Source organism: Duganella sp. 1224, from assembly GCF_013408245.1.
GTDB lineage: Bacteria > Pseudomonadota > Gammaproteobacteria > Burkholderiales > Burkholderiaceae_D > Rugamonas.
This window is the reverse complement of record NZ_JACBYS010000003.1, coordinates 154867-177127: the sequence shown is the minus strand read 5'-3', so window position 1 is coordinate 177127 and position 22261 is coordinate 154867. Positions and strand designations below refer to the sequence as shown.

Annotated in this window: 25 protein-coding genes; 11 read left to right on the top strand and 14 right to left on the bottom strand. The window is 65.9% G+C overall.

The genetic code is table 11. The features are described from left to right. Nucleotides 1–7 precede the first annotated feature (7 nt). A complete protein-coding gene (locus FHW58_RS17320) occupies nt 8–754 on the top strand; it encodes an SDR family oxidoreductase (protein ID WP_179674405.1) in 747 nt (248 codons plus the stop codon). 89 nt (nt 755–843) lie between these two features. On the opposite strand, the gene FHW58_RS17315 is transcribed toward FHW58_RS17320, so the two are convergent. After that, complete coding sequence (locus FHW58_RS17315; RefSeq protein ID WP_179674404.1) at nt 844–1701, bottom strand: LysR family transcriptional regulator; 858 nt, start codon at nt 1699–1701, stop codon at nt 844–846. A 106-nt stretch (nt 1702–1807) separates the two neighbouring features. On the opposite strand from FHW58_RS17315, the gene FHW58_RS17310 reads away from it, so the two are divergent. The 3 genes from FHW58_RS17310 (at nt 1808) to FHW58_RS17300 (ending at nt 4201) form a co-directional block, all read left to right on the top strand. Continuing rightward, nucleotides 1808–2884, top strand: a complete 1077-nt coding sequence (locus tag FHW58_RS17310) for an L-dopachrome tautomerase-related protein (RefSeq protein ID WP_179674403.1) — start codon at nt 1808–1810, stop codon at nt 2882–2884. Next, a complete protein-coding gene (locus FHW58_RS17305) occupies nt 2881–3627 on the top strand; it encodes a glycine betaine ABC transporter substrate-binding protein (protein ID WP_179674402.1) in 747 nt (248 codons plus the stop codon). The genes FHW58_RS17310 and FHW58_RS17305 overlap by 4 nt, the downstream gene beginning before the upstream one ends. Before the next feature lie 82 nt (nt 3628–3709). Beyond that, a complete protein-coding gene (locus tag FHW58_RS17300; RefSeq protein ID WP_179674401.1) occupies nt 3710–4201 on the top strand; it encodes an ester cyclase in 492 nt (163 codons plus the stop codon). Here the strand turns inward: FHW58_RS17300 and FHW58_RS17295 are convergent. The 7 genes from FHW58_RS17295 to FHW58_RS17265 are packed head-to-tail and all read right to left on the bottom strand — an operon-like array spanning nt 4161 to nt 10555. Next, the gene (locus FHW58_RS17295; protein WP_179674400.1) at nt 4161–5060 is read right to left on the bottom strand and encodes a LysR family transcriptional regulator; all 900 of its coding nucleotides are present in this window, start codon (nt 5058–5060) and stop codon (nt 4161–4163) included. The two genes, FHW58_RS17300 and FHW58_RS17295, sit on opposite strands and share 41 nt — an antisense overlap. Then, nucleotides 5053–5913, bottom strand: a complete 861-nt coding sequence (locus FHW58_RS17290) for an efflux RND transporter periplasmic adaptor subunit (RefSeq protein ID WP_179674399.1) — start codon at nt 5911–5913, stop codon at nt 5053–5055. Before FHW58_RS17290 ends, FHW58_RS17295 begins: the two co-directional genes overlap by 8 nt. A 29-nt stretch (nt 5914–5942) precedes the next feature. Then, nucleotides 5943–6155: a DUF1656 domain-containing protein gene (locus tag FHW58_RS17285; protein ID WP_229265383.1), complete on the bottom strand. Its 213-nt coding sequence runs from the start codon at nt 6153–6155 to the stop codon at nt 5943–5945. Beyond that, nucleotides 6133–8274 (bottom strand): FUSC family protein, encoded by a 2142-nt coding sequence (locus tag FHW58_RS17280; RefSeq protein ID WP_179674398.1) that lies wholly within the window; start codon nt 8272–8274, stop codon nt 6133–6135. The genes FHW58_RS17285 and FHW58_RS17280 overlap by 23 nt, the downstream gene beginning before the upstream one ends. A gap of 14 nt (nt 8275–8288) precedes the next feature. Next, nucleotides 8289–8786: a MarR family winged helix-turn-helix transcriptional regulator gene (locus tag FHW58_RS17275; protein WP_179674397.1), complete on the bottom strand. Its 498-nt coding sequence runs from the start codon at nt 8784–8786 to the stop codon at nt 8289–8291. A gap of 50 nt (nt 8787–8836) precedes the next feature. Then, the gene (locus tag FHW58_RS17270; RefSeq protein ID WP_373996696.1) at nt 8837–10273 is read right to left on the bottom strand and encodes an efflux transporter outer membrane subunit; all 1437 of its coding nucleotides are present in this window, start codon (nt 10271–10273) and stop codon (nt 8837–8839) included. A gap of 9 nt (nt 10274–10282) precedes the next feature. Then, nucleotides 10283–10555: a DUF4148 domain-containing protein gene (locus tag FHW58_RS17265; protein ID WP_179674396.1), complete on the bottom strand. Its 273-nt coding sequence runs from the start codon at nt 10553–10555 to the stop codon at nt 10283–10285. A 168-nt stretch (nt 10556–10723) separates the two neighbouring features. Here FHW58_RS17265 and FHW58_RS17260 point away from each other — a divergent pair, with 168 nt between their 5' ends. After that, nucleotides 10724–11077, top strand: coding sequence for a hypothetical protein (locus FHW58_RS17260; protein ID WP_179674395.1), 354 nt, complete (start codon nt 10724–10726; stop codon nt 11075–11077). Between the two features lie 12 nt (nt 11078–11089). On the opposite strand, the gene FHW58_RS17255 is transcribed toward FHW58_RS17260, so the two are convergent. From FHW58_RS17255 to FHW58_RS17235, 5 genes are all read right to left on the bottom strand, one after another. Further along, on the bottom strand, nt 11090–11992 hold the full coding sequence (locus FHW58_RS17255) for a LysR family transcriptional regulator (protein WP_179674394.1): 903 nt from the start codon (nt 11990–11992) through the stop codon (nt 11090–11092). Beyond that, nucleotides 11992–13032, bottom strand: coding sequence for an L-glyceraldehyde 3-phosphate reductase (gene mgrA / locus FHW58_RS17250; protein WP_179674393.1), 1041 nt, complete (start codon nt 13030–13032; stop codon nt 11992–11994). The genes FHW58_RS17255 and mgrA overlap by 1 nt, the downstream gene beginning before the upstream one ends. 54 nt (nt 13033–13086) lie before the next feature. Further along, the gene (locus FHW58_RS17245; protein ID WP_179674392.1) at nt 13087–13545 is read right to left on the bottom strand and encodes an alpha/beta fold hydrolase; all 459 of its coding nucleotides are present in this window, start codon (nt 13543–13545) and stop codon (nt 13087–13089) included. 135 nt (nt 13546–13680) lie between these two features. Then, the gene (locus tag FHW58_RS17240; protein WP_179674391.1) at nt 13681–14259 is read right to left on the bottom strand and encodes a superoxide dismutase; all 579 of its coding nucleotides are present in this window, start codon (nt 14257–14259) and stop codon (nt 13681–13683) included. A 114-nt stretch (nt 14260–14373) separates the two neighbouring features. Next, nucleotides 14374–15351, bottom strand: a complete 978-nt coding sequence (locus FHW58_RS17235) for a LacI family DNA-binding transcriptional regulator (protein ID WP_179674629.1) — start codon at nt 15349–15351, stop codon at nt 14374–14376. 250 nt (nt 15352–15601) lie between these two features. Here FHW58_RS17235 and glk point away from each other — a divergent pair, with 250 nt between their 5' ends. Then, nucleotides 15602–16594 (top strand): glucokinase, encoded by a 993-nt coding sequence (gene glk / locus FHW58_RS17230; RefSeq protein WP_308937275.1) that lies wholly within the window; start codon nt 15602–15604, stop codon nt 16592–16594. A 42-nt stretch (nt 16595–16636) separates the two neighbouring features. On the opposite strand, the gene xseA is transcribed toward glk, so the two are convergent. After that, nucleotides 16637–18019: an exodeoxyribonuclease VII large subunit gene (gene xseA / locus FHW58_RS17225; protein ID WP_179674389.1), complete on the bottom strand. Its 1383-nt coding sequence runs from the start codon at nt 18017–18019 to the stop codon at nt 16637–16639. Nucleotides 18020–19112: 1093 nt separating this feature from the next. Here xseA and FHW58_RS17220 point away from each other — a divergent pair. Genes FHW58_RS17220 through kdsB form a run of 5 tightly spaced genes read left to right on the top strand, consistent with a single transcriptional unit; the run spans nt 19113 to nt 22151 of the window. Then, entirely contained in the window at nt 19113–19718 is a 606-nt protein-coding gene (locus FHW58_RS17220; RefSeq protein ID WP_179674388.1) for a MotA/TolQ/ExbB proton channel family protein, read from the top strand. 9 nt (nt 19719–19727) lie between these two features. Further along, nucleotides 19728–20162 carry a biopolymer transporter ExbD gene (locus FHW58_RS17215; RefSeq protein ID WP_179674387.1) on the top strand — a complete coding sequence of 145 codons (435 nt, stop codon included), beginning with the start codon at nt 19728–19730 and terminating at the stop codon, nt 20160–20162. Further along, nucleotides 20149–21246 (top strand): tetraacyldisaccharide 4'-kinase, encoded by a 1098-nt coding sequence (lpxK, locus tag FHW58_RS17210; protein WP_179674386.1) that lies wholly within the window; start codon nt 20149–20151, stop codon nt 21244–21246. The genes FHW58_RS17215 and lpxK overlap by 14 nt, the downstream gene beginning before the upstream one ends. Continuing rightward, a complete protein-coding gene (locus FHW58_RS17205; RefSeq protein ID WP_008446346.1) occupies nt 21227–21403 on the top strand; it encodes a Trm112 family protein in 177 nt (58 codons plus the stop codon). Before lpxK ends, FHW58_RS17205 begins: the two co-directional genes overlap by 20 nt. Nucleotide 21404: 1 nt before the next feature. Continuing rightward, nucleotides 21405–22151 (top strand): 3-deoxy-manno-octulosonate cytidylyltransferase, encoded by a 747-nt coding sequence (gene kdsB, locus FHW58_RS17200; RefSeq protein ID WP_179674385.1) that lies wholly within the window; start codon nt 21405–21407, stop codon nt 22149–22151. Nucleotides 22152–22261 lie beyond the last annotated feature (110 nt).

The following is a 22261-nucleotide window of genomic DNA, read 5'->3' as shown; positions in this document are numbered from 1 at the left end:
ATAACTCATGAAACAAGTCATGCTCGTCACCGGCAGCAGCCGCGGCATCGGCGCGGCGACGGCGCTGCTGGCCAGCCGCCGCGGCTATGCCGTGTGCATCAACTACGTCAGCAATGCCGCCGCCGCTGACCAACTGCGCGCGCAAATCGCGGCGGAAGGCGGCGAAGCCATCGCCGTCCAGGCGGACGTCGGTATCGAAGCCGATGTCCTGCGCCTGTTCACCACCATCGACCAGCAACTCGGTCCGCTGACCGCGCTGGTCAACAACGTCGGCGTGCTGGAACAGCAGGGCAAGCTGGCCGATATGTCGGCCGAACGCCTGCAGCGCGTGCTGGCCACCAATGTCCTCAGCTATTTCCTGTGCAGCCGCGAGGCGGTGCGGCGCATGTCCACCGCGCGCGGCGGGCAGGGCGGCGGCATCGTCAATGTGTCTTCCGGGGCGTCGCGGCATGGCGGCGGCAATGTCTACGTGGACTACGCCGCCAGCAAGGGCGCGGTTGATGTGCTGACGCTGGGCTTGTCGAAGGAAGTCGGCCCGGAAGGCATCCGCGTCAATTGCGTGCGGCCGGGGATCATCTACACCGACATCCACGCCAGCGGCGGCGACGCCGGCCGGGTCGACAAGCTGGCATCCAGCGTGCCGTTGGGGCGCGGGGGACAGCCGGAGGAAATCGCCGAAACGATATTGTGGCTGCTCAGCGAGCAGGCCTCGTACGTCAGCGGCGCCATCGTCGACGCCGGTGGCGCGCGCTAGGGACGGCACCCGCGAAACCCGCACACCGTTTGCTTCAGGGTCTGACCCCGTACGGGGTCAGACCCTTTCGTTCGGGGTACTGCCGGAGGCTACGCCAGCGCCGCCAGCGTGGCGTCCAACACCGCGCGCAGGCGCGGCGAGCGTTTCAGATCCTTGTGATACCCCGCCCAGATGTCGCGCCCCGGCGGCGCCTCGCCCAACGCCACCAGGTGCAGCCCGCGTATCGCATCGCCGATACACCGCGGCAGCACCGCCAGCCCGGCGCCATGCCGGCACAAGCTGGCCTGCACATCGCGGCTGTTGGCGCGCAACGCGATATGCGCCTTTGGCAGCATGCGCCGTATCCACGTCACATCCGCCAGGTCGCCGTACGCGGTATCCATGATAATCAGCCGCTGGCCTTCGCCGCCGCCCGCCGCCGGCGCGCCGGCCTGGCGCAGGTAGGCGCCGGCCCCGTACAACCCGAACGCCGCGTGCATGGCCTTGCGCTGAATGACGTCCGGCTCGTCGAACTGGCGAAAGCGAAACACCAGGTCCGCCTCGCGCCGCGCCAAACTGACCAGCCGCGTCTCGCTCACCAATTCCAGCGTCATGCCCGGATTGTCCGCGCTGAAGCGCGCAAACACCGGCGCCAGTACGTGCGCGCCGAACCATTCGGTGGTCGATACCCGCAGCAAGCCGTCCAACTGCTGGCGGCCGGACAGCTTGCGCAGTACCGCATCCGCCTCATCCTCCATCTGCTGCACGTTCTGCAGCACCGCCTCGCCCTCGTGCGTCAGCAGGAAACCGTCGCCGCTGCGCTGGAACAGCAGGTAGCCCAGTTGCTCTTCCAGCACGCGGATGCGCCGCCCCATGGTCGGCTGCGACTGGCCGAGCGCGCGCGCCGCGCCGCCCAGCGTGCCGTGGCGCGCAATCGCAAGAAAGATCTTCAGGTCATCCCATTGCATGATGTCTGCCTCATTCATTTTTGCATGATGGTAGCTCATTTCTAGGGGTATGCATGGCTTTTTGCATGGTCTACGCTAATGCCATTCGACCCTACAAGGAGCAAGCATGAAACGCACATGGATCGCCGCGCTGATGATGAGCGCCGCGCTGGCCGCCGGCGCGGCCGAACTGAAAGTCGCCGCGCAAAGCGACAGCATGATCTGGAACGCCGTCGCCGCCGACGGTAGCCGCGTGTTCGTCGCCGGGCCGCGCTGGACCGGTTCCAGAGGCCCGGCGCTGGGTGTGCTGGACAAGGCCGGCAAGCCGCAGCCCTATCCGGACGCCGGCTGGAACGACTGGGCGCCGGGCAGCGACAACGCCATCGCCTTCGTCAACATCAACGCCATTCACCTGGATGGCAAGGGCAGCCTGTGGGCCATCGACAGCGGTTCGCCCGACTTTGGCGGCGACCCGCTGCCGCACGGCGCCAAGGCGGTGCAGATCGATCTGCGCACCAACCGTGTCAAGCGCGTCTACGAGTTCCCGGCCGACGTGGCGCTGCCGGGCAGCTATGTCGACGATATCCGCTTCCACGGCAGGCACGCTTACCTGACCGACGCCGGCAAGCCGGGCCTGATCGTGCTGGATCTGGACACCGGCGCCAGCCGCCGCGTGCTGGATAACGCGCCGTCCACCACCGCGCCGAAAGACCGCGTGATCGACGTCGCTGGCAGCATCGTGCGCGGCGGCGACGGCCAGCCGCTGCGCGTCAACGCCGATCCTTTCGAGGTCAGCCCGGACGGCAAGCATCTGTATTTCGGCCCGCTGTCCGGCCCATGGTCGCAGGTGGAGACACGCCTGCTGGATGATCCGAAGGTGGACGCTGCCACGCTGGAGCGCGCGGTGCAGCCATGGGCCGACTTGCCGCCGGTGGGCGGCACGGCCATGGACCGCCACGGCAATCTGTATTTCACCGACCTCAAAACCAGCAGCCTGAAAAAACGCGCGCCGGACGGCGGCGTTACCACCATCATCCAGGACGATCGCCTGCACTGGGTGGACGCGCCGATGATCGACAGCGCCAACCGCATCTGGTTGCCGGTGCCGCAGATGGACCGTGGCGCCTTGTTCAACAAGGGCGTTTCAAAGGTGCAGTGGCCGATCATGCTGTTCACGCTGCAGCTGGAAGGAGAGAAAAAATGAAGCCGCTGATCAAGCTGGGTCATATCGACCTGTCCTTCCACGCCGCCAGCGCGGCGGTGGTGGAGTCGCTATTGAACCTGCACGGCCACGAGGTGCACATCCTGAAAGCGCCGCACGAAAAAATGTTCGAGATGCTGGGCCGCGGCGAGGTGGACGTGATGGCATCCGCCTGGCTGCCCGCCAGCCACGAAAAATACCTGGCGCCGATCCGCGATCAGGTGCGCGAGCTGACGGTGCTGTATGAGCCTTACTGCATCTGGGGCGTGCCGGATTATGTACCAGCGGAGGTATTGGCGTCGGTGGACGACCTGCGCAAGCCGGAGGTGCTGGGGCGCATGCAGCGGCGGATCCAAGGCATCAACCCCGGCGCCGGCATTAGCCGCTTTTCGGCGGCCATGGTGGAGGCGTATGGCCTGGCGGAGCTGGGCTACCGTTTCCAGAGCGGCACCGAGCAGGACTGCTTTGGGGCCTATGAGCGCGCGGTGGCGGCGCGCGAGTGGGTCATCATTCCGCTGTGGCACCCGCAATTCCTGCATGCGCGCTACCGCATCCGCGCGCTGCATGAACCCAAGGGCCTGCTGGGCGGGCAGGACGCGGCCACGCTGGTGATGCGGCGCGACGCGCAGGATAAGCTGGACCCGGCCACCATCCGCGCGCTGGAAGGCCTGTATCTCGGTAACGACGTGGTCACCGCCATCGACAGCGCCATGCTGGCCGGCGGCCGATCTTCAAGCGCGGCTTGAAGGTGCTTCAAGCGCCGGCCCGGTTCCCAGCCGGCCGGCGCGCGCGCAGAATGGTCTCATCCACTCTACGAAAGGAAGCATCATGAAAGCACTGATCATCGCCGGCCTGCTGGCCGGCGCAGTTTCCCAGGCCGCCCACGCCGATCCTGTCACCGATGCCGCCCGTACCTACGCGGCGTTCTGGAACACCGGCGACCCGGCGCTGGCGCGCCAGGCGCTGTCGCCGGACTTCATCGACCGCACCTTGCCGGCCGGCCGCGAGCAGGGCGTCAATGGCCCGTTGCAGGCGTCCCAGGGCTTCCGCGCCGCCGTGCCGGATTTAAAGGCCGAAGCCACGCACATCGTGCCGCATGGCGACCTGGTGTCGGTGCGCCTGCACTTCACCGGCCACTTCACCGGCACGTTCGGCGAGGTGCGGGGCAAGGGCCAGGCCATCGACTTCCAGGCCTTCGACCTGTATCACGTGGTGAACGGCCGCATCGCCGAAAACTGGCACCTGGAGGACAACCTCACGCTGCTGCGGCAGATGGGCATCATGCCAGATCCGCAAAGCGCTCCATCAAAAACGCAATAAGCAGCGCGATGCGCGGCGGCTGATAGCGGTTGCGGTGGTAGAGGATGTTCAGCGGCGCGCTGTCGGTGAAGTATTCGTCCAGCACCGTCACCAGCCGCCCGCAACGCAGGTCGTCCGAAATGTCGATGATTGACTTGTAGGCGTAGCCCTGGCCGGCGATGGCCCACTTGCGGATGATTTCCCCATCGTTGCTTTGTTGCGTGCGGCGCACCCGCACCGACAGGCGCTCGTCGGCGTCGTCGTTGCTGCAGTAGCGCCAGTCCTGCATCGGGCCCAGGGCCGTCACCAGCACCAGCGTCGGCAGGTCGGCCAGGTCTTCCGGCACCGCCGGGCCGCCGGTCTGCGCGATCAGCGACGGCGCCGCGCACACCACGCGCCGGCTGGGCGCCAGCACCCGCGCCACCATCTCGCTGTCCGCCAGCTGGCCATAGCGCAGCGCCAGGTCGATATCGTCCTGCACCATGTTCGAGGTGTTGTCGCTCAGCGTGAGCGCGTACTGCACGTCCGGATGCTCGGCGCGGAACGCGTCCAGCATCGGCATCAGCACATTGCGGCCCAGGTCCGACGGCGCCGATATCTTGACCATGCCGCGCACGCGGCCGGTGCCGGCGTGCAGGCTGGATTCCGCTTCCGCCATCAGCGCCATGGCCTGCTCGCTGAAGTGGCGATACAGCCGGCCTTCCTCGGTCAGGCGCAGCTGGCGCGTGGTGCGCTCGAACAGCTTGACCTGCAACGACGCTTCCAGCCGCTGGATGCTGGCGCTGGCCGCCGCCGGCGACATCCCCTGCTTGCGGCCCGCCGCCGAAAAGCTGCCCAGTTGCGCGGCGTCGAGGAACAGGCGTACCAGGTTGCTATCCATGGATGACCACCGTGCAGGTGGTGCCGGCCACCAGATCGAGATGCTGCGGCTTGTCGTCGATGTGGATGCGCACCGGCACGCGCTGTGCCAGCCGCACCCAGTTGAAGGTGGGGTTGACGTCGGCCAGCAGTTCGCGGCCCATGTTGGCGTCGCGGTCGGTGATGCCGCGCGCGATGCTTTCGATATGGCCTTGCAACACGGCGTCGCCACTCATCATATGGACTTCCACTTTGTCGTTCACTTTCAGCAGGGGCAGCTTGGTTTCTTCGAAATAGCCTACCACGTAGAACGAGGCGGCGTCGATCAGCGCCAGCTTGGCCGCGCCAACGGCGGCGAAGTCGCCGTCATACACATTCAGGTTGGTGACGTAGCCGGTGACCGGCGCGCGCACCACCGTGCGTTCCAGATTCAGCTGCGCCAGGTCGTGCGCGGAAACGGCGGCCTGGTATTGCGCCGAGGCGGCGCCCATGGCCGCATCCGCCGTCTCCTTGCTTTCGGCCGAGACGATCGAACTATCCAGGCCCGCGCGCCGTTTGGCCTCGCTGGTGCGGCGGCTTTTTTCCACCTGCTGCGACGCCAGCAGCGCGTTCGATTGCGCCACCGCGTTGGCGTAGCGCGACTTGTCGATCACGAACAGCACATCGCCCTTTTGCACCAGCTGGTTGTCGCGCACCTTCACCTCGGTGACGATGCCGGCGACATCGGCGCTGATGGTGATCACGTCGGCCTTGACGCGGCCGTCGCGGGTCCAGGCCGATTCCATGTATTGGTCCCATGCGGTGCGGCCAGCCCACAAGGCGGCGCCCACCAGCAGCAGGGTCAGACAAAAGCGGAAGATTTTAGATGCGCTCACGGCGTGCTCTCACAGAAAATAGGAAGGTGTTATCGGTACAGCGTGACCAGCAGGGCGCTGAAGATGCAGACGAACATGCACAGGCGCACCAGCGCCGGGTGCCAGCCGAGGCGGTAGGCGCCGAGGTGGCTCAGCACCGCGTCCAGCCCCAGTTGCAGCAGGGCGCTGACGAGGAACACCGGCAGCACGCCGGGCAGCAGCACGCCAAAGAAGTCGACTTCACGCGGCAGGTGATGGAACATGCGGTTCTCCTGAAAGCTGGTCCAGCAAGGACGTGTAGATGGAATGCAGATCGGTCAGCGCCGTGTGCAGCCGCGCGCGGCGCTCGGGATGGGCGTCCGGCAGCGCGGCGCGCACCGCCGTCCCGGCGTCCAGCACGGCGCGCAGCGTGGCCTGGCCGCTGGCCGGCGACGGCGTGCCGAGATAGCCGGCCAGCGCGCGCAGCACCGCCTCCAGGCTGTCGCGCGCGGCGCCGGCATGGGCGGCGGCGATCAGCTGCCGCAGCTCGATGGCGGCGTGGCCCAGTTCCAGCAAGGTCAGGCCCTGGCGCACCACGGCGCGGGTGGCCGCGTCCGGCGCCGGGCCGGCGGTGGCGTTCAATTGGCTCAGCAGGTCGCGCACGCGGTTGTCGAAGCGCCGCTTGAGTCGGTGCAGGCGCGCGCCGCAGGCGTTGCGCGCCTCGCGCCACAGCGCCGCCGCCACGTGGCCGCGATGGCCCATGGTGTGCTCCGGCAGCACCACCCGGAACATCACGTAGGACACCAGCACGCCCATGATCAGCGCCAGCTCGTTGCCGAGGAAGGATTCGACGTCGTAGTGCATCAGGTTGGCCGGCACCACCAGCGTCGCCGAAAACAGGCCCATGCCGATGCCGACGCCCGACCAGCGCGGGCTGCTGCTGAGGTAAGCCGCCAGCGAAAACAGCGGCAGCGCGGCCAGCACCAGCGGGCCGTAGCTGTCGGCCTTGGGCACCATCAGGAATTCGGTCACGAACGCCAGCGGCGCGCCGATCAGGAAGCCGACCGCCACCTGCCGCACCAGCGCCGTCGGGCGCGGCGACGACGACGCCAGCGCGCAGAAGATGGTCGCCATCAGTATCGCGTTGACGGTGGCCGGCCACGCCAGCCAGTACCACATGGCGGCCGTCACCAGCAGCGTGACGCCGGCGCGCGCGCCGCTGGCGACGATGATGGCGGGCGGCGTCTTCGGCGAGTACGAACCGGGGTCGCTGACTTCCTGCTTTTTCTGCTGCGTCAGGCCGTGATACAGGCCGGCGAAATCGGCCAGGTTGCCGGCGAAGCGCTCCAGCAGTTCGACCGCCGTGTCGAAGTCGATCTGCTGCGCGCGTTCCACCGCCGGGCCGGCGGCCAGTTGCGCGCGCGCGGCGGCGATGTCATCGCTCAGCCGCGCGCGCATGTGCGCCAGCCGCGCCGGCGCCAGTTCCTCGCCCATGGCCAGCGCCAGATGCGCGTACATCGGTTCCACCAGCGGCAGCACCGGGCCGGTGCCGGCCACGCGCAGGCGGTGACTCAGGCGGTGCAGCGTGTAGAAAGTGGTCAGCGCCGCCATGAAGGCGGCGTTAAACGCGTGCAGCTGGCGCGTTTGCGCGCGCGAGTGGCCGGCCTCGAAGAAGGCTGCAGCGCGGCCCGATTCCAGGGCGGCGATGTCGGCGGCGAATTTCAGGTGCGCCAGTTCGGCGTCGGCCGGCGTGACGCGGTGTGCCAGCACTTCGCGGCAAAAGCCGATAAAGCCGCTGTAGCGCGCCTGCACGGTGCGCATCACGGCGCCCGCGTGGCGCCGGGGGAAGAACACGTCGTGCACCACCGCCGAGCAGAGGATGCCCAGGCTGACCTCGGTGACGCGGGTGACGGCCAGCGCGAACACGCCGGACGGCGCGTCCACCGACGGCACGGCGATCATCACCGCCGTGTACCCGGCCAGCACGAAGCTGTACGACTGCTGGTTGCGGTGCATGGCGGCGCCGCCGGTGCACAGCGCCACCCACAGCGCCAGGCCGATGAACAGCACCGTCGGCGATTGCGGGAACAGCGCCACCAGCGCCAGCGCGGTCGAACAGCCGACCAGCGTGCCGAGAAAACGATACAGGGCTTTTTCCAGCACCATGCCGCTGCTGGGCAGGGCAAGCACCAGGGTGGTGGCGAGGGCGGTGTAGGGCGCGTCCAGCCCGAGGCGGAAGGCCAGCCACAGCGCCGAGAAGGCCGCCAGCATGGTCCTGGCCACGAACAGCCAGCGCTGGCCCTCGGTGCCGGCCCAGGCGGCGCTTTCCGCCCCGATCCAGCGCAACGCCCTCCGCGCCGCGCTGTGGTCCGGGGAGGGCGGGGCGGCGGGAGATGCGTTCATGTGCGTGCGAGTGTTTAGGTGATTGCTTCTAAATTATCCAGCTGACGTTTCAGCAGGTTTTCCAACAGGGTGACTTCTTCCGCGCTGTAGCCATCGTAGGCGCGGGTGGTGGTGCGCCACACTTCCGGCAGCACCTTCTCGGCCAGCGCGCGGCCGGCGTCCGTCAGCGAGATCATCACGCAGCGGCGGTCGCCGGGCCGGTTGCCGCGCGTGATCAGGCCCTGGGCTTCCAGGTCGTTGCACACGCGCGTCAGGTTGGCCGGTTTTTCCATGCAGGCCTCGCCCAGCGTGGACGCGGTCGAGGTCTCATTGTCCGAACCGTACAGTACCGCCAGCACCATGTAGCTGGCGTCGACCAGCTCATATTTGCGCAGCGCGGCGTTGCTCAAATCTTTCATCCGTTTCTGGATGTGGTAAGTCATGCGCAACAGGCGCATCAACTCCTCAGGGAATTCCGGTATTCGGCCATGGATATTTTTAAGGCGCTTTCTAGTCGCATCAAAACTACTCATTGCCACTCCTCTAATATTTTTGGAAAGGTCAGATTGTACTATTTAAAGTGTCAATCTAAATCCAGTTTTAAGCCTCCGCCCAGCGCCGACATCAATAAAGCGTAATTATCCAGCTGCCTGCTGGCCACCTGCGCCATCTGCTGCTGCTCGTTCAACAAGGTGAGCTGGGCGTTGATGACGTTGAGGGTGTCGGTCAGGCCGGCGCGGTAGGCCTGCTCGGACAGGTGCTGCTGGCGGCGCGCCGATGCCAGCGCGCGCTGCGCCAGTTGGTCCTGTTCCTTGACGGAGGCGATTTTCACCACCGCGTTGGCGACGTCCGACATGGCCTGGATCACGGTGGCGTTGTACTGCTCGACCGCGCCGTCGTACCCGGCCGTCTGGCCGCCCAGTTGCGCGCGCAAACGGCCGCCGTCGAACACCGGCAGGCTGATGGCCGGCGTGATGCCGCGCGTGCGCGCGCCGGCGTCCAGGAAGTGGCCGAAGCCCAGCGACTGCATGCCGACGAAGGCCGCCAGGTTGATGTTCGGGTAAAAGTCCTTCTTCGCGCCCGCGACGCGCGCGCCGGCCGCTTCCACGCGCCAGCGCTGCGCCACGATGTCGGGACGGTGGCCCACCAGTTCCGCCGGCAGCGTGGCCGGCACGGCGGCGCCGTGGCCCTGGTCCAGCGTCAGCGTTGGCCGGGCGATGGTGTCGCCATCGCCCGGTCCCTTGCCGATCAGTGCCGCCAGCTGGTTGCGCAGCAGGGCGACGGCCTCGCCGTGCTGCTCGCGCTCGCGGCGCGCCGCCGGCAGCGTGGTCTCGATGCTGGCCACGTCCAGGTCGCTGGCCAGGCCGGCCGCCTGGCGGCGGCGCGTGATGTCCAGGATGCGCTGGCGCTGCGCCAGATTGTCCGCCACGCTGTCCTGCAGCGCGTATTCCAGCGACAGCTGGATGTAGGCGCGGACGATCGAGGTTTCCAGCGTCAGGCGCGCCATTTGCGATTCGGCGGCGGCCAGGCGGACTTCGTCCACGGCGGCGGCCAGCGCATCGCGATTGCGACCCCACAGATCCAGATCGTAGGAACCGGATAGCGCGGCGTTGTTCGTCCACGCGTAGTTCCCGGCGAGTGGCGCGGGGATCGTACTGTGCGCCGAATACAACTGGCGCTCGGCGCTGGCCGAGGCGTCCACGCGCGGCAGCGTGGCGGCCTTGGCGACGCCGGCCAATGATTCGGCCTGGCGCACGCGGGCCAGCGCGGCGCGCAGCGTCGGGCTGTCGCTCAGGGCGGCGTTCACCAGTTGATTCAGCTGCTCATCGTGCAATGCTTCCCACCAGCGCTCGTCCGGCCAGGCGATGTTGGCGCTGGCGGCGGCCAGCGCCTGGCCCTGGCGCAGGTCGGCGGGCTGGACCCGCGTGGCCGGTGGCCGGACCTTGCCCATGTCGGCGCAACCGGCCAGCACGGCCAGCGCCAGCACGGGAATCGCCAGAGGGGACGAGGACAGCTTCACGGCGGGCGTTTAGTGCTGGACGACGTGCTTGCGGGTCTGGGCGACGTCGAAGTCGGCCTCGGTCTGCAGCAGCGTGCCGTTCTTGCGCGCTGCCAGGTATTCGGCCTGCACCTCGGCGCGGGTTTTGCCGGCCGGCGCCGCCACCTTGACCGACTTGGCGGCAGGGGCGGATGCGCCAGCCGCTTCGGCGGCAAAGGCGTTGGTGACGGTGGTGGCGGTCGCGGCGATGGCGAAGACCGCGGTGGCGACGGCGCTCAACAGATGTTTGGTGGTGGTGCTCATGACATTCTCCGTATTCAATGGATTGAACTATAGAGATGAATATTACATTTGTAAAGTAAAAAATTCCTATGAGCACGATAGCCTCCCATCTGGCCAGTATGCGAAGCCGCGCACCGACCTGGTGCGCCGGCCGTGGTCGAATGGGGTTTTCAAGGCAAGGAGGACATCATGGCTGACAGCACTTTAGATCCGGACAACATCCCGGCAGGCAACGACCGGACGCTGGGGCGCGGCCACGGCACGCGCGCGCTGGGTCCGAGCGACAATTCGGACAGCGGCAGCGACGTGGTCGGCGAGCCGGACACGGAACTCGATAGCGATACCGACGCCGAAGGCACCGGCGAGCGCGCCAGCGTGGACATGGCCGAGGCCGGCAGCGACATCGGCTTCGACCACGTCGAAGCCATCCCGCTGGTGGATGGCGAATTCCGCGAGGCGGTGCCGGAAGACGGCGACGTCGAGCGCGATCAGCCGCCGCAAACGCCGCGCGAGGAACGCCGCGACTGGTCGCGCACCAACTAGGCTGGCAGCAGGCTAGCTGGCGGCGCTCATCACGTCGCTGAGCCAGTCGACGAACACGCGTACACGCGGCGACAACTGGCGCTGGTGCGGATACAGCACCGACACCGGCATCGGCCGCGGGCGCCATTGCGCCAGCACCTCGCGCAGGGCGCCGCTGCGCAGCTGCTCGGCGAGGTGATAGCGCGGCGCCTGCACCAGGCCCAGGTCGTGAGCGCAGCAGGCCGCGTAGGCCTCGGCGCTGGCCACCGACACATTGCCTGGCAGGACGATGCTGCGCTCGACGCCGTCGACGAGGAAATCAAACGGGAACATCTTGCCGGTGCTGGACGAAAAGAAGTTCACCGCGCGGTGGCCCTGCGTGATCAGGTCCTCCAGCGTGAGCGGCGTGCCATATTGCGCGAAGTAGGCGGCGCTGGCGCAGGTCACCTGTTCCAGGCTGGCGACGCGCCGGCCGACCATGCTGGAGTCGCGCAGCTCGCCCACGCGCAGCACGCAGTCGACGCCGTCGCGCACCAGGTCGACGTAGCGGTCGCCCATGCCGATTTCCAGTTCGATGTCCGGATAGCGGGCGAAGAATTCCTTCAGCCGTGGCAGCACATAATGCTGCGCCAGCGTGCCTTGCAAATCCACGCGCAGCTTGCCGCGCGGCGCCACACCGCTGGTGCCGAAGCCGGCCTCGGTTTCCTCCACGTCCGCCAGGATGCGCACGCAGCGCTGGTAATAGGCCTGGCCATCCAGCGTCGGGCTGACGTGGCGCGTGGTCCGCTGCAGCAGGCGCACGCCGAGGCGCGCCTCCAGCTGCTTGATGGTGTAGGTGGCGGTGGCGGCCGGTATCTGCAAATCCTCCGCCGCCTTGCTGAAGCTTTCCAGCTCGACGATGCGGGTGAAGATGCGCATGGCGTTGAAGCGGTCCATTATCGGTGCGACGACGAGCCGGCCCACAGGTTGATGGCGCCTTCCTGCGCCAGGGCGTCGATCTGCGCCAGCTCCTCCGCCGTGAACGACAGGTTCTTCAGCGCGGCGACGTTCTCGCGGATCTGCGCGGCGTTGCTGGCGCCGATCAGCGTGGAGGTGATGCGCGGATCGCGCAGCACCCAGGCCAGCGCCATCTGCGCCAGCGTCTGGCCGCGGCGCTGGGCGATGTCGTTCAGGCCGCGCACGCGTTGCAGATTGGCCTCGCTCAGGTGCGACGGCAGCAGCGAGCCGCCGCCCGGACGGTTGACGCGCGCATCGGCCGGCACGCCGTTCAGGTACTTGTCGCTCAGGATGCCCTGCGCCAGCGCGGTGAAGGTGATGCAACCGATGCCTTCCTGGCCGAGCGTGTCGAGCAGGCCCTCGGTTTCGATCCAGCGGTTGAGCATATTGTAGGACGGCTGGTGGATCAGGCACGGCACCTTCCACTCCTTCAGCAGGCGCGCGGCGTCGGCGGTCTTCTCGGCCGAGTAGGACGACACGCCCACATACAGCGCCTTGCCCTGCTGGACCGCGTGCGCCAGCGCGCCCATGGTTTCCTCCAGCGGCGTGTCGGGGTCGAAGCGGTGCGAGTAGAAGATGTCGACGTAATCGAGGCCCATGCGCTGCAGCGACTGATCGAGGCTGGCCAGCACGTACTTGCGCGAGCCGCCGCCCTGGCCGTAGGGGCCGGGCCACATGTCCCAGCCAGCCTTGGTGGAGATGATCAGCTCATCGCGGTAGGGCTTGAACTCGTGCTTGTAGTGGTGGCCGAAGTTGGACTCGGCGGAGCCGTAGGGCGGGCCGTAGTTGTTGGCCAGGTCGAAGTGGGTGATGCCCAGGTCAAACGCGGTGCGTAGCATGTCGCGCTGCGAGGCGAGGGTGGTGGTGTCGCCAAAGTTGTGCCACAGCCCGAGCGACATCAGCGGCAGTTTCAGGCCGCTGCGGCCGCAGGTGCGGTACTGCATCTCATCGTAACGGTGCGGCGCGGCGAGGTAGGTCATCGAAGGTCTCCGGTGGTGAGGTTGGGTCCAGCGATTATAGACGCGTGGCGCGACTCATTCAGGGGTTGAAAAGAATTGGACGATGCGTTCGGCGGAGGCGTCGGCGCGGTAGGGCATCAGGCGGCGCACGCGGTCCGGGTAGCGGGATGCGTAGGCGCTGGCGGTGCCTTGGGCGTCGCCCAGCAGGTCGACTTTTTCGCGCTTCAGGTAACGGCGCAGCGCGTCGAGGTGGTCGGCTTTGTCGGCGCCGGCGGCGCTGGCGGGGAGGTCGCAGACCACCAGCGTGAAGTGCCGGGACAGTTCGGCCAGATCGTCGCGGGGCGCCGGCACCAGCAGCAGCGGGCCGTCGCCCATCACTTCATAGTGGGCGGGGACGCCGTGGAGGGCAAGGCGGTGATGGCCAGGCAGCAGCGGCGAGATGTACGCGCCGCGCGGGGCGCCGGCCTGCGCGCCGCTGGTGGCGTGGACCAGCAAGCTGCAGATGCAGGCGAAGACGCGAAGAGAGGTCAGCATGATGCTCGATGTCTTGGAGTCGCGCGGCCCCCGTTAAACCCGCACACCGCTGCGGCCGGGGTCAGACCCCTTCGTTTGGGGGGACAAAAAAAGCCCGCAATAAGGCGGGCTTTCTTGACATGCTGCCGGCTTCGCTCAGGCGAAGTTGGCGGCGGCGAAGTCCCAGTTGGCCAGCTTGAAGAAGGTCTCGATGAACTTCGGACGCAGGTTGCGGTAGTCGATGTAGTAAGCGTGTTCCCACAGGTCGATGGTGATCAGCGCCTTGGCGTCGGTGGTCAGCGGGGTGGCGGCGTTCGAGGTGTTGACGATCTCCAGCGAGCCGTCAGCCTTCTTCACCAGCCAGGTCCAGCTCGAACCGAAGTTGCCCACGGCCGACTTGGTGAACTCTTCCTTGAACTTGTCGAACGAGCCCCACTTGGCGTTGATGGCGTCGGCCAGCGCGCCTTCCGGTGCGCCCTTGCCGTTCGGGGTCAGGCTGTTCCAGAAGAAGGTGTGGTTCCAGATCTGCGCCGAGTTGTTGAAGATGCCGCCCGACGATTTCTTGATGATTTCTTCCAGCGACAGGTTTTCGAACTCGGTGCCCTTGATCAGGTTGTTCAGATTGGTGACATACGCCTGATGGTGCTTGCCGTAGTGGTATTCCAGGGTTTCTTGCGAGATGTGCGGCGCCAGGGCGTCGATGGCATAGGGCAGAGGTGGCAGAGTATGTTCCATTGTTCTTCCTTTGATAAGTTGGTTTCAAAAACCGGGTATTTTTGGCGAAACGATCATCATTGTAAAGCGGTTACGCCGTCCCTGCTGAAATCACCCCGGTTCCGTGTGGATACTTCAGCGCCGGCGCGTGGTCTCGCGCACCACCAGCTCCAGCGGCGGCACCTGGCCACGCGCCTCCTCGCCATTGATGATGCGCAGCAAGGCCTGGGTGGCGATGCGGCCGATGTCGTACAGCGGCTGGCGGATGGTGGTCAGCGGCGGCGTGGTGTACGAGGAGCCGGGCAAATCGTCGAAGCCGACCAGCGAGATGTCGTCCGGCACGCGGATGCCCTTGCGGTACAGCGCCAGCCGCGCGCCGTACGCGCTCAGGTCGTTGGCGGCGAACACCGCGGTGAACTGCTGGTGGGTGTCGAACAGGTGGTTCATGGCCAGCATGCCGCTGGCCTCGTGGTAATTGCCCTCGACGATCAGGTTGGGATCGACGGCAATGCCGGCCTCGCGCAGCGCGCGCTGGTAGCCGGCCAGGCGCTCGTTGGCGTCGATGTTGTTGGCCGGGCCGGAAATGAAGGCGATCTGCCGGTGGCCCAGTTCGATCAGGTGGTGCACCGCCAGGTAGGCGCCGTGCTCGTTGTCCATCTTGAAGCCGAGCGCGCTGCGGGTGTGCAGCGCGCGGCCGGTGGAGACGATCGGCCGCTGGCTGGAAAAGCCCAGCACCGCCTCGTCGCCGATGCGGCCGGACAGCAGGATGATGCCGTCCACCTTGCGCGCCAACAGCAGGCGGATGCGGTCGGCTTCCTCCTCGGCGTTCCAGTGGCCGCTGACGATCACCGAGGCGTAGCCGGTGCCCTTGAGGCCGTCGTCGACGCCGCGCAGCGTTTCATCGAAGAACGGCGAGGAAATATCCTGCACCACGATGCCAATGGTCATCGAGCGGCCTTTTTTCAGGCCCTGCGCCATCTGGTTGGGCGCGAAATTCATCTGCTGGATGGCGGCCAGCACTGCCTGGCGCTTGTCGTCCGACACCTTGGCGGTGCCGTTGAGGATGCGTGACACCGTACTGGGCGACACCCCCGCCTGGCGCGCTACATCCATCAGGGTCGATGGGCCGGAGTGTGGGAGGTCTGCCAATGTCTCACCTTTTTAATGTAGTTATGAAAACCTTTTCGCCGAAGGTTACCATAAATTCCCCTCACATCAGGCAATTTGAGGGCCGATGGCGCATTGACTTTCCGCCAGCGCCGGTATTTAATGAAAAACACGCTTGAAATCGTTTTCATAACAACACGTGACATATAATCAAGCGGAAAGAGCAAGAATGCCAAGAGATAGAACGGAAGAGACAATGAAACGCGATTCATTTTCGCATCTCGCGCACGGCCCGCGCATTCTGGCCGACATCGGCGGCAGCAGCGCCAGCTTTGGCCTGGAGACGGCGCCCAACCAGATCGACGCCATCTGGGTGACCGAGTGCGAGGCCTATCCGACGCTGGGGGCGGCCATGGTCGCCTACCTGGCGCAGCCGCCCACGGTGGCGGCGGGCGGCTACCAGGCGCGCTTCGCCGGCATCGCCATCGCCAACCCCATCGATGGCGACTGGGTCACCATGACCAATCACCACTGGTCGTTTTCGATCGAGGCGGTGTGTTCGCAATTCAGCCTGAAATCGCTGGTGGTGGTGAACGACTTCACCGCGCTGGCCAGCGCCTTGCCCTACCTGGCGCCGGAGCACAAGCATCAGATTGGCGGCGGCATTATCCGCAGCGGCGCCACCATCGGCCTGGTGGGCGCGGACGCGGGGCTGGGCGTGTCCGGGCTGGTGCCGGCCGGGGATCGCTGGATCGCCATCGACAGCGAGGGCGGCCACGCGACGTTTGCGCCGATGAATGAGCGCGAGATCGATATTCTGCGCTATGCGCGGCGTTATCACGAGCACGTGTCGAGCGAGCGGCTGGTGTCCGGCATCGGGCTGGCGCTGGTGTACCGGGCGCTGTGCGAACGGGCGCGCGTGGAGCCGCAGCCGGTCGGCACGGCGGAGATCATGGAGCGCGGGCTGCACCGGCTGGATCCGGTGTGCGAGGAGACCTTGCTGGCGTTCTGCGAGATGCTGGGGACGGTGGCCGGTAATGTGGCGCTGACCCTGGGGGCCAAGGGCGGCATCTACATCGGCGGCCGCACGGTGCTGAAGATGAGCGAGTTCTTCGAACGGTCAGGCTTCCGCGCGCGGTTTGAGCAGAAGGGGCGCTTCTCGGATTATCTGGCGCATATTCCCACTTACGTGATTACTGAGAAATATCCGGCGCTGATTGGGATGTCGGCGATGCTGTCGGCCGCCTGAACCCCACAGCCGTTTCGACCCGCGACCGCCGCGTTGATGGGGTCAGACCCCGGCGGGGTCTGACCCCGCCTTGCCGGGTTGGACATCCTTGATGCCAACGCGCGCGCTGCCCTCGGCCAGTTTCAACGTCAGCGCCATGTCTTGCCGCAGTTGCTCGGGGGTGCGCACGATGGTGCCTTCCTGATCGGTAACGATCGCATACCCGCGCTCCAGCGTCCGCTGCGGATTCAGCAATTCCAGCTGCGATGCCAGCGCCGCCAGCGCATCGCGCTTCTGGTGCAGCTGGCGCGCCATGCCGGTGCCGGCGCGATGCCGCAGATTCCCCAGCGTCGCCCGCGCGGCGCTGACATCCGGCTTGCGCGCCCCCAGCCGTCCGCCCAGGCGATCTAGCTGATGCCGCGCCTGCGCCAGCGGCACCCGGTTGGCGTGCGTGAGCGCCATGGCGTGCGCGCGCAGCTTGTGGCGCTGCTGGTCGATCTGCGCCGTCGGGTTGAGCAGGCGGCGCGTGTGGCCATCCAGCGTTTGCCCGGCGTCGTTGAGCGCGCGGCGCATGGCGCGGCGCAGGTCGACCACGTCGGCCTTCAGGGAGCCGATCCAGTCGATGCGCGGGGTCACCGCCAGTTCGGCCGCCGCCGTTGGCGTGGCGGCGCGCAGGTCGGCGGCGAAATCGCAGATCGTAAAATCGGTTTCATGGCCCACGCCGGAAATCACCGGCATGCGGCAGTTGGCCACCGCGTACGCCACTTCCTCGTCGTTGAACGACCACAAATCCTCGATGCTGCCGCCGCCCCGGCAGACGATCAGCACATCGCACTCGCCGCGCAGCGACGCCGTATCGATGGCCGCCGCGATCTTCTGGGCCGCCAGCTGGCCCTGCACCGGCGCCGGATACAGTATCACCTGCACGTGCGGCGCGCGCCGCTTCAGCGCCGTCAGCACGTCGCGCAGCGCCGCCGCCTGCGGGCTGGTGACGATGCCCACCGCGCGCGGGAAGATCGGCAAGGCGCGCTTGCGGTCCGGGTGGAACAGGCCGGCCGCGTCCAGCTTTTCCTTGAGCCGCTGGAAGGCCTCGAACAGCGAGCCGACGCCGGCGCGGCGGATCGCTTCCACGTTGATCTGGTAATCGCCGCGCGCGCCGTACAGCGTGACCAGCGCCCGCACCTCGACCTTGTCGCCTTCGCGCGGCACGAAGTTGGCGTACTGCGCGCGGCCGCGGAACATCACGGCCCGCACCTGGGCGCCATCGTCCTTCAGCGTGAAGTACCAGTGGCCCGACGCCGCCCGCGTGAAGTTGGACACCTCGCCGGAAATCCACGTCAGTGGAAAGGAGCGCTCCAGCAGCCGCGCCACCGCCTGATTGAGGGCGCTGACGGTCAGCACCGGGGCGGCGGCAGGGGCGGAATCGTTACGGTCGTCAAAGTTCATAGATTTCAAAAATGGAAACTATCCACACTATGTGCGTTACGTCACACAGCGGTCACAGAGCAGGTAAAGCGCCAGCTATTATAGGTAGGTCCATGATTTTAAAGGGTAAACATTTCTGCCGTATTTACGTGCACAGACGAAAAAGCCTTACGGATCAAGCACTTTGCCCTTGCCACCGGCGGTTACGCACAAAGTTATCCACAAAAGATGTGTGGAACTTGGGTGAGCGATAGCCTTTTTCTTGTTGCTGATTTTGTCATGCCTAAAATTTACGCACGGAAATTATATTGTGACAAATCAGTGACTTAAGTTATGCCGGGCACCGTTTCGCACACTTTTATCCACAGAATTTGTGCAAAACTCAGAACTTGTCCGCGATTTTCGCCTGGAAGGGAATAGCCCGAACGATCAGGGAAGGGCGTGCCCACACCCGGCCAGCGGGGTGGAAAACCCCTGCTTTATTTTTACGCAAGGGTATAAAGCCTTTGCAAATCAAGGACTTGATTTCCTAACTTGCTCCTTGCTAACAATCTTATCCACACAAAATGTGCAGAAGTGCACAGTCGTGCGCGATAGTTGAAAGCGATCGGTCGCGGCTGGCGCCGCAGCGGTGGATAAGCCGGGTTTTGAACCCCAAACGGCGCCAAAACAGCCTGGTGCCAAATTTTTACGCAAGGCAAAAAATCCCTTCAAAATCAAGCAGATGTCCTGTTATCGCCGGCCTTGCTCACAATCTTTTCCACAATAAATGTGGGGAAGTGCACAGACGGTTTTGCCCCTGCCGGGCATGCGATTTTTTTGCGCAGGATAAAAATAGTCTTATAAATCAAGGGCTTCATCTTAACCCGTTATCCTTGCTCACAACGTTGTCCACAGAAGTTGGGCATAACTGTGCATGGCGCGACAGCCGCTGCGCGATTTTTAAGCTGAGTAACTATTTCCTTATGGATCAAGCACTTGGCGTGGAAGGCCTGGCCTTGCTCACATTATTGTCCACAGAAAATGTTGAGAACTCCGCCAGACACTTGCTGACTTGCTCCCAACACGCTACATTGCGCCATTCACGTCTGGATTTTCACCACAGGAGTTCGTTTTGCTTGCCATCTTCCAAGCCGCAGGTTGGCCCATCTGGTTATTGTTGATCGCGTCCATCGTCGCCACCGCCCTGATCATCGAACGCCTGCTGTATCTGCGCCGCGGCAAGCTCCTGCCGAAAAAGTTGTTGGACGAGGTGGTGCAGGTCTACCGCGGCAACCACATCACCCCGGACATCATCGACAAGCTGGAGAAAAGTTCGCCGCTGGGCGTGGTGCTGTCGGCCGCGCTGCGCAACGTCGACGCGCCGCGCGAGGTGATGAAGGAATCGATCGAGGAGGCGGGCAGCGGCGTGGCCCACACGCTGGAACGCTTCCTGACCACGCTGGGCACGATCGCCACGCTGGCGCCGCTGATGGGCTTGTTCGGCACGGTGGTTGGCATGATCGAGATCTTTGGCTCGCAGAATGCCGCCGGCTCCAATCCGGCCGCGCTGGCGCACGGCATTTCGGTGGCGCTGTACAACACCGGCTTCGGCCTGGCGATCGCGATGCCGACGCTGGTCTTTTACCGCCATTTTCGCGCGCTGGTGGACAGCTTCATCATCGACATGGAGCAGCAGGCGGTGAAGTTTGTCGACATCGTGCACAGCAAGCGCAAGTAAGGACGCGCCATGAACTTCCGCAAAGGCCAGCGCCGCGAGGACCCGGAGATCAACCTGATCCCCTTTATCGACGTGCTGCTGGTGATCCTGATTTTCCTGATGGTCAGCACCACCTACAGCAAGTTCACCGAGCTGCAGATCACGCTGCCGACCGCCGACGCGCAAAAGGCCACCGACAAGCCGTTCGAGCTGGACGTGACGGTGGATGCCAAGGGCAACTACACCATCAACGGCGAGCCGGTGTCGTTCCGCGACGTCAACGGCTTCGCGCAGGCGCTGCGCGCGGCGGCGGCCAAGGGCGGCGACGCCGGCAAGTCGCCGGTGGTGATCGTCAACGCCGACCAATTCGCCATGCACCAGATGGTGATCAACGTGATGGAAGCCGCGCGCATCGCCGGCTATGAAAAACTGACTTTTGCGGCGCAAACCGGTGGCGGCAAATAAGCCGGCGCTGGAGGCGACGCTGACGCGCAACTGGCTGCGGCGCGGGCCGCTGGCGTGTGCGCTGTGGCCGCTGTCGCTGGTGTTTCGCGCGCTGAGCGGCGCGCGCGCGGCCTTGTTCCGCGCTGGCGTGCTGCGCTCGTCGCGGCTGCCGGTGCCGGTGGTGGTGGTGGGGAATATCTACATCGGCGGCACCGGCAAGACGCCGCTGACGATCTGGCTGGTACGGGCGCTGCAGGCGGCCGGCCTGCGGCCGGGGGTGATTTCGCGCGGGTTTGGCGGCGCCGGGGACGGCGCGCGCGAGGTGACCGCCGCATCGACGCCGGCCCAGGTGGGCGATGAGCCGTTGCTGATCAAGCAGCGTACCGGGGCGCCGGTGGTGGTGGGGCGCGATCGCGCGGCCACCGGCCGGGCGCTGCTGGCCGCGCATCCGGAGGTGGATATCCTGTTGACCGACGACGGGCTGCAGCACTACAAGTTGCAGCGCGATGTGGAAATCATCCTGTTCGATGGGCGCGGGGTGGGGAATGGCTGGCTGCTGCCGGCCGGGCCGCTGCGCGAGCCGGTGTCGCGCCGGCGCGATTTCACCGTTATCAATACGCCGCAGATGACGGCGGCGCTGGTGCGCGCGGTGGACCCCGGCACGGCGGGGTCTGACCCCGTACGGGGTCAGACCCCATCTCCGCCGCGGCCGGCATTCCAGATGACGCTGGTGGGGGAGCACGCCGAACAGCTCCGCGACCGAACCCGTCACACCCCGCTGGCAGAACTGGCCGCCAGCCCGCAACTGCGCATCGTCGCCGCCGCCGGCATCGGCAATCCATCGCGCTTCTTCGCCATGCTGCGCGGCGCCGGGTTGCGGGTCGCCGAGCTGCCCCTGCCCGACCATCACGACTTCCAGGACCGTCCATTTGCCGCCCTCGACGCCGACCTGATCTTGATGACCGAGAAGGATGCAGTAAAATGTGCGCAAATTGAAGAACTCAGAGACGACCCGCGACTATGGGTCGTCCCGGTGACGGCGCGCATCGACCGCGCGCTGGCCGACCAAATTGTGGAGAAATGTCGTGGACGCTCGATTGCTTGATATCCTGGTTTGCCCGGTCTGCAAAGGCCCTCTGGAGTACGATAAAAAAGCCCAGGAAATGATTTGCAAAGGCGACCGCCTGGCTTATCCGATCCGCGACGGCATCCCCATCATGTGGGCCGACGAGGCGCGCACGCTGCAGGACAAGGCCGAATAAGGTGTCGTTCATCGTCATCATTCCGGCCCGCCTGGCCTCGACCCGGCTGCCGAACAAGCCGTTGGCCGATCTCGGCGGCAAGCCGATGGTGGTGCGCGTGGCCGAACGCGCCCGGCTGTCCGGCGCCGCCCGCATCATCGTCGCCACCGATCACGCCGACATCCAGGCCGCCTGCCAGCAGCATGGCGTGGAAGTCTGCCTGACCCGCGCCGACCACCCGTCCGGCACCGACCGCATCGCCGAGGTGGCGCACGCGCTGAACCTGCCGGCGGATGCGGTCATCGTCAACCTGCAGGGCGACGAGCCGCTGATCGAGCCGTCGCTGCTTCAGGCCGCCGCCGCCCGCATCAACGCCGACGTGCCGATGGCCACCTGCGCCCATCCGCTGCACGACGCCGCCGACGCCTTCAACCCCAACGTGGTCAAGGTGGTGCTGGACAAGGCCGGCCGCGCCTTGTACTTCTCGCGCGCGACCATACCGTGGCACCGCGATGCCTTTGCGCAGTCCAGGGAGACGCTGCCGGCCGCCTACGTGCCGCTGCGCCACATCGGCCTGTACGCCTACCGCAACGACTTCCTGCAAGCCTATCCGGCGCTGCAGGTGTCGCCGCTGGAATCGATCGAGGCGCTGGAGCAGCTGCGCGTGCTATGGCACGGCTATCCGATCGCCGTGCATGTCATCGACGCGGCCCCGGCCGCCGGTGTCGACACGCCGGAAGACCTGGAGCGCGTGCGCCAGCATTATTGATTTATATTGATTTGCATCAAACGCCCGTCAGTCGCCCGTCAGCTACCCCTGATATAACGCGCTTAACTGTGCGATATTCATACGGTCTATCGGGCATTAATTGGCGTTCA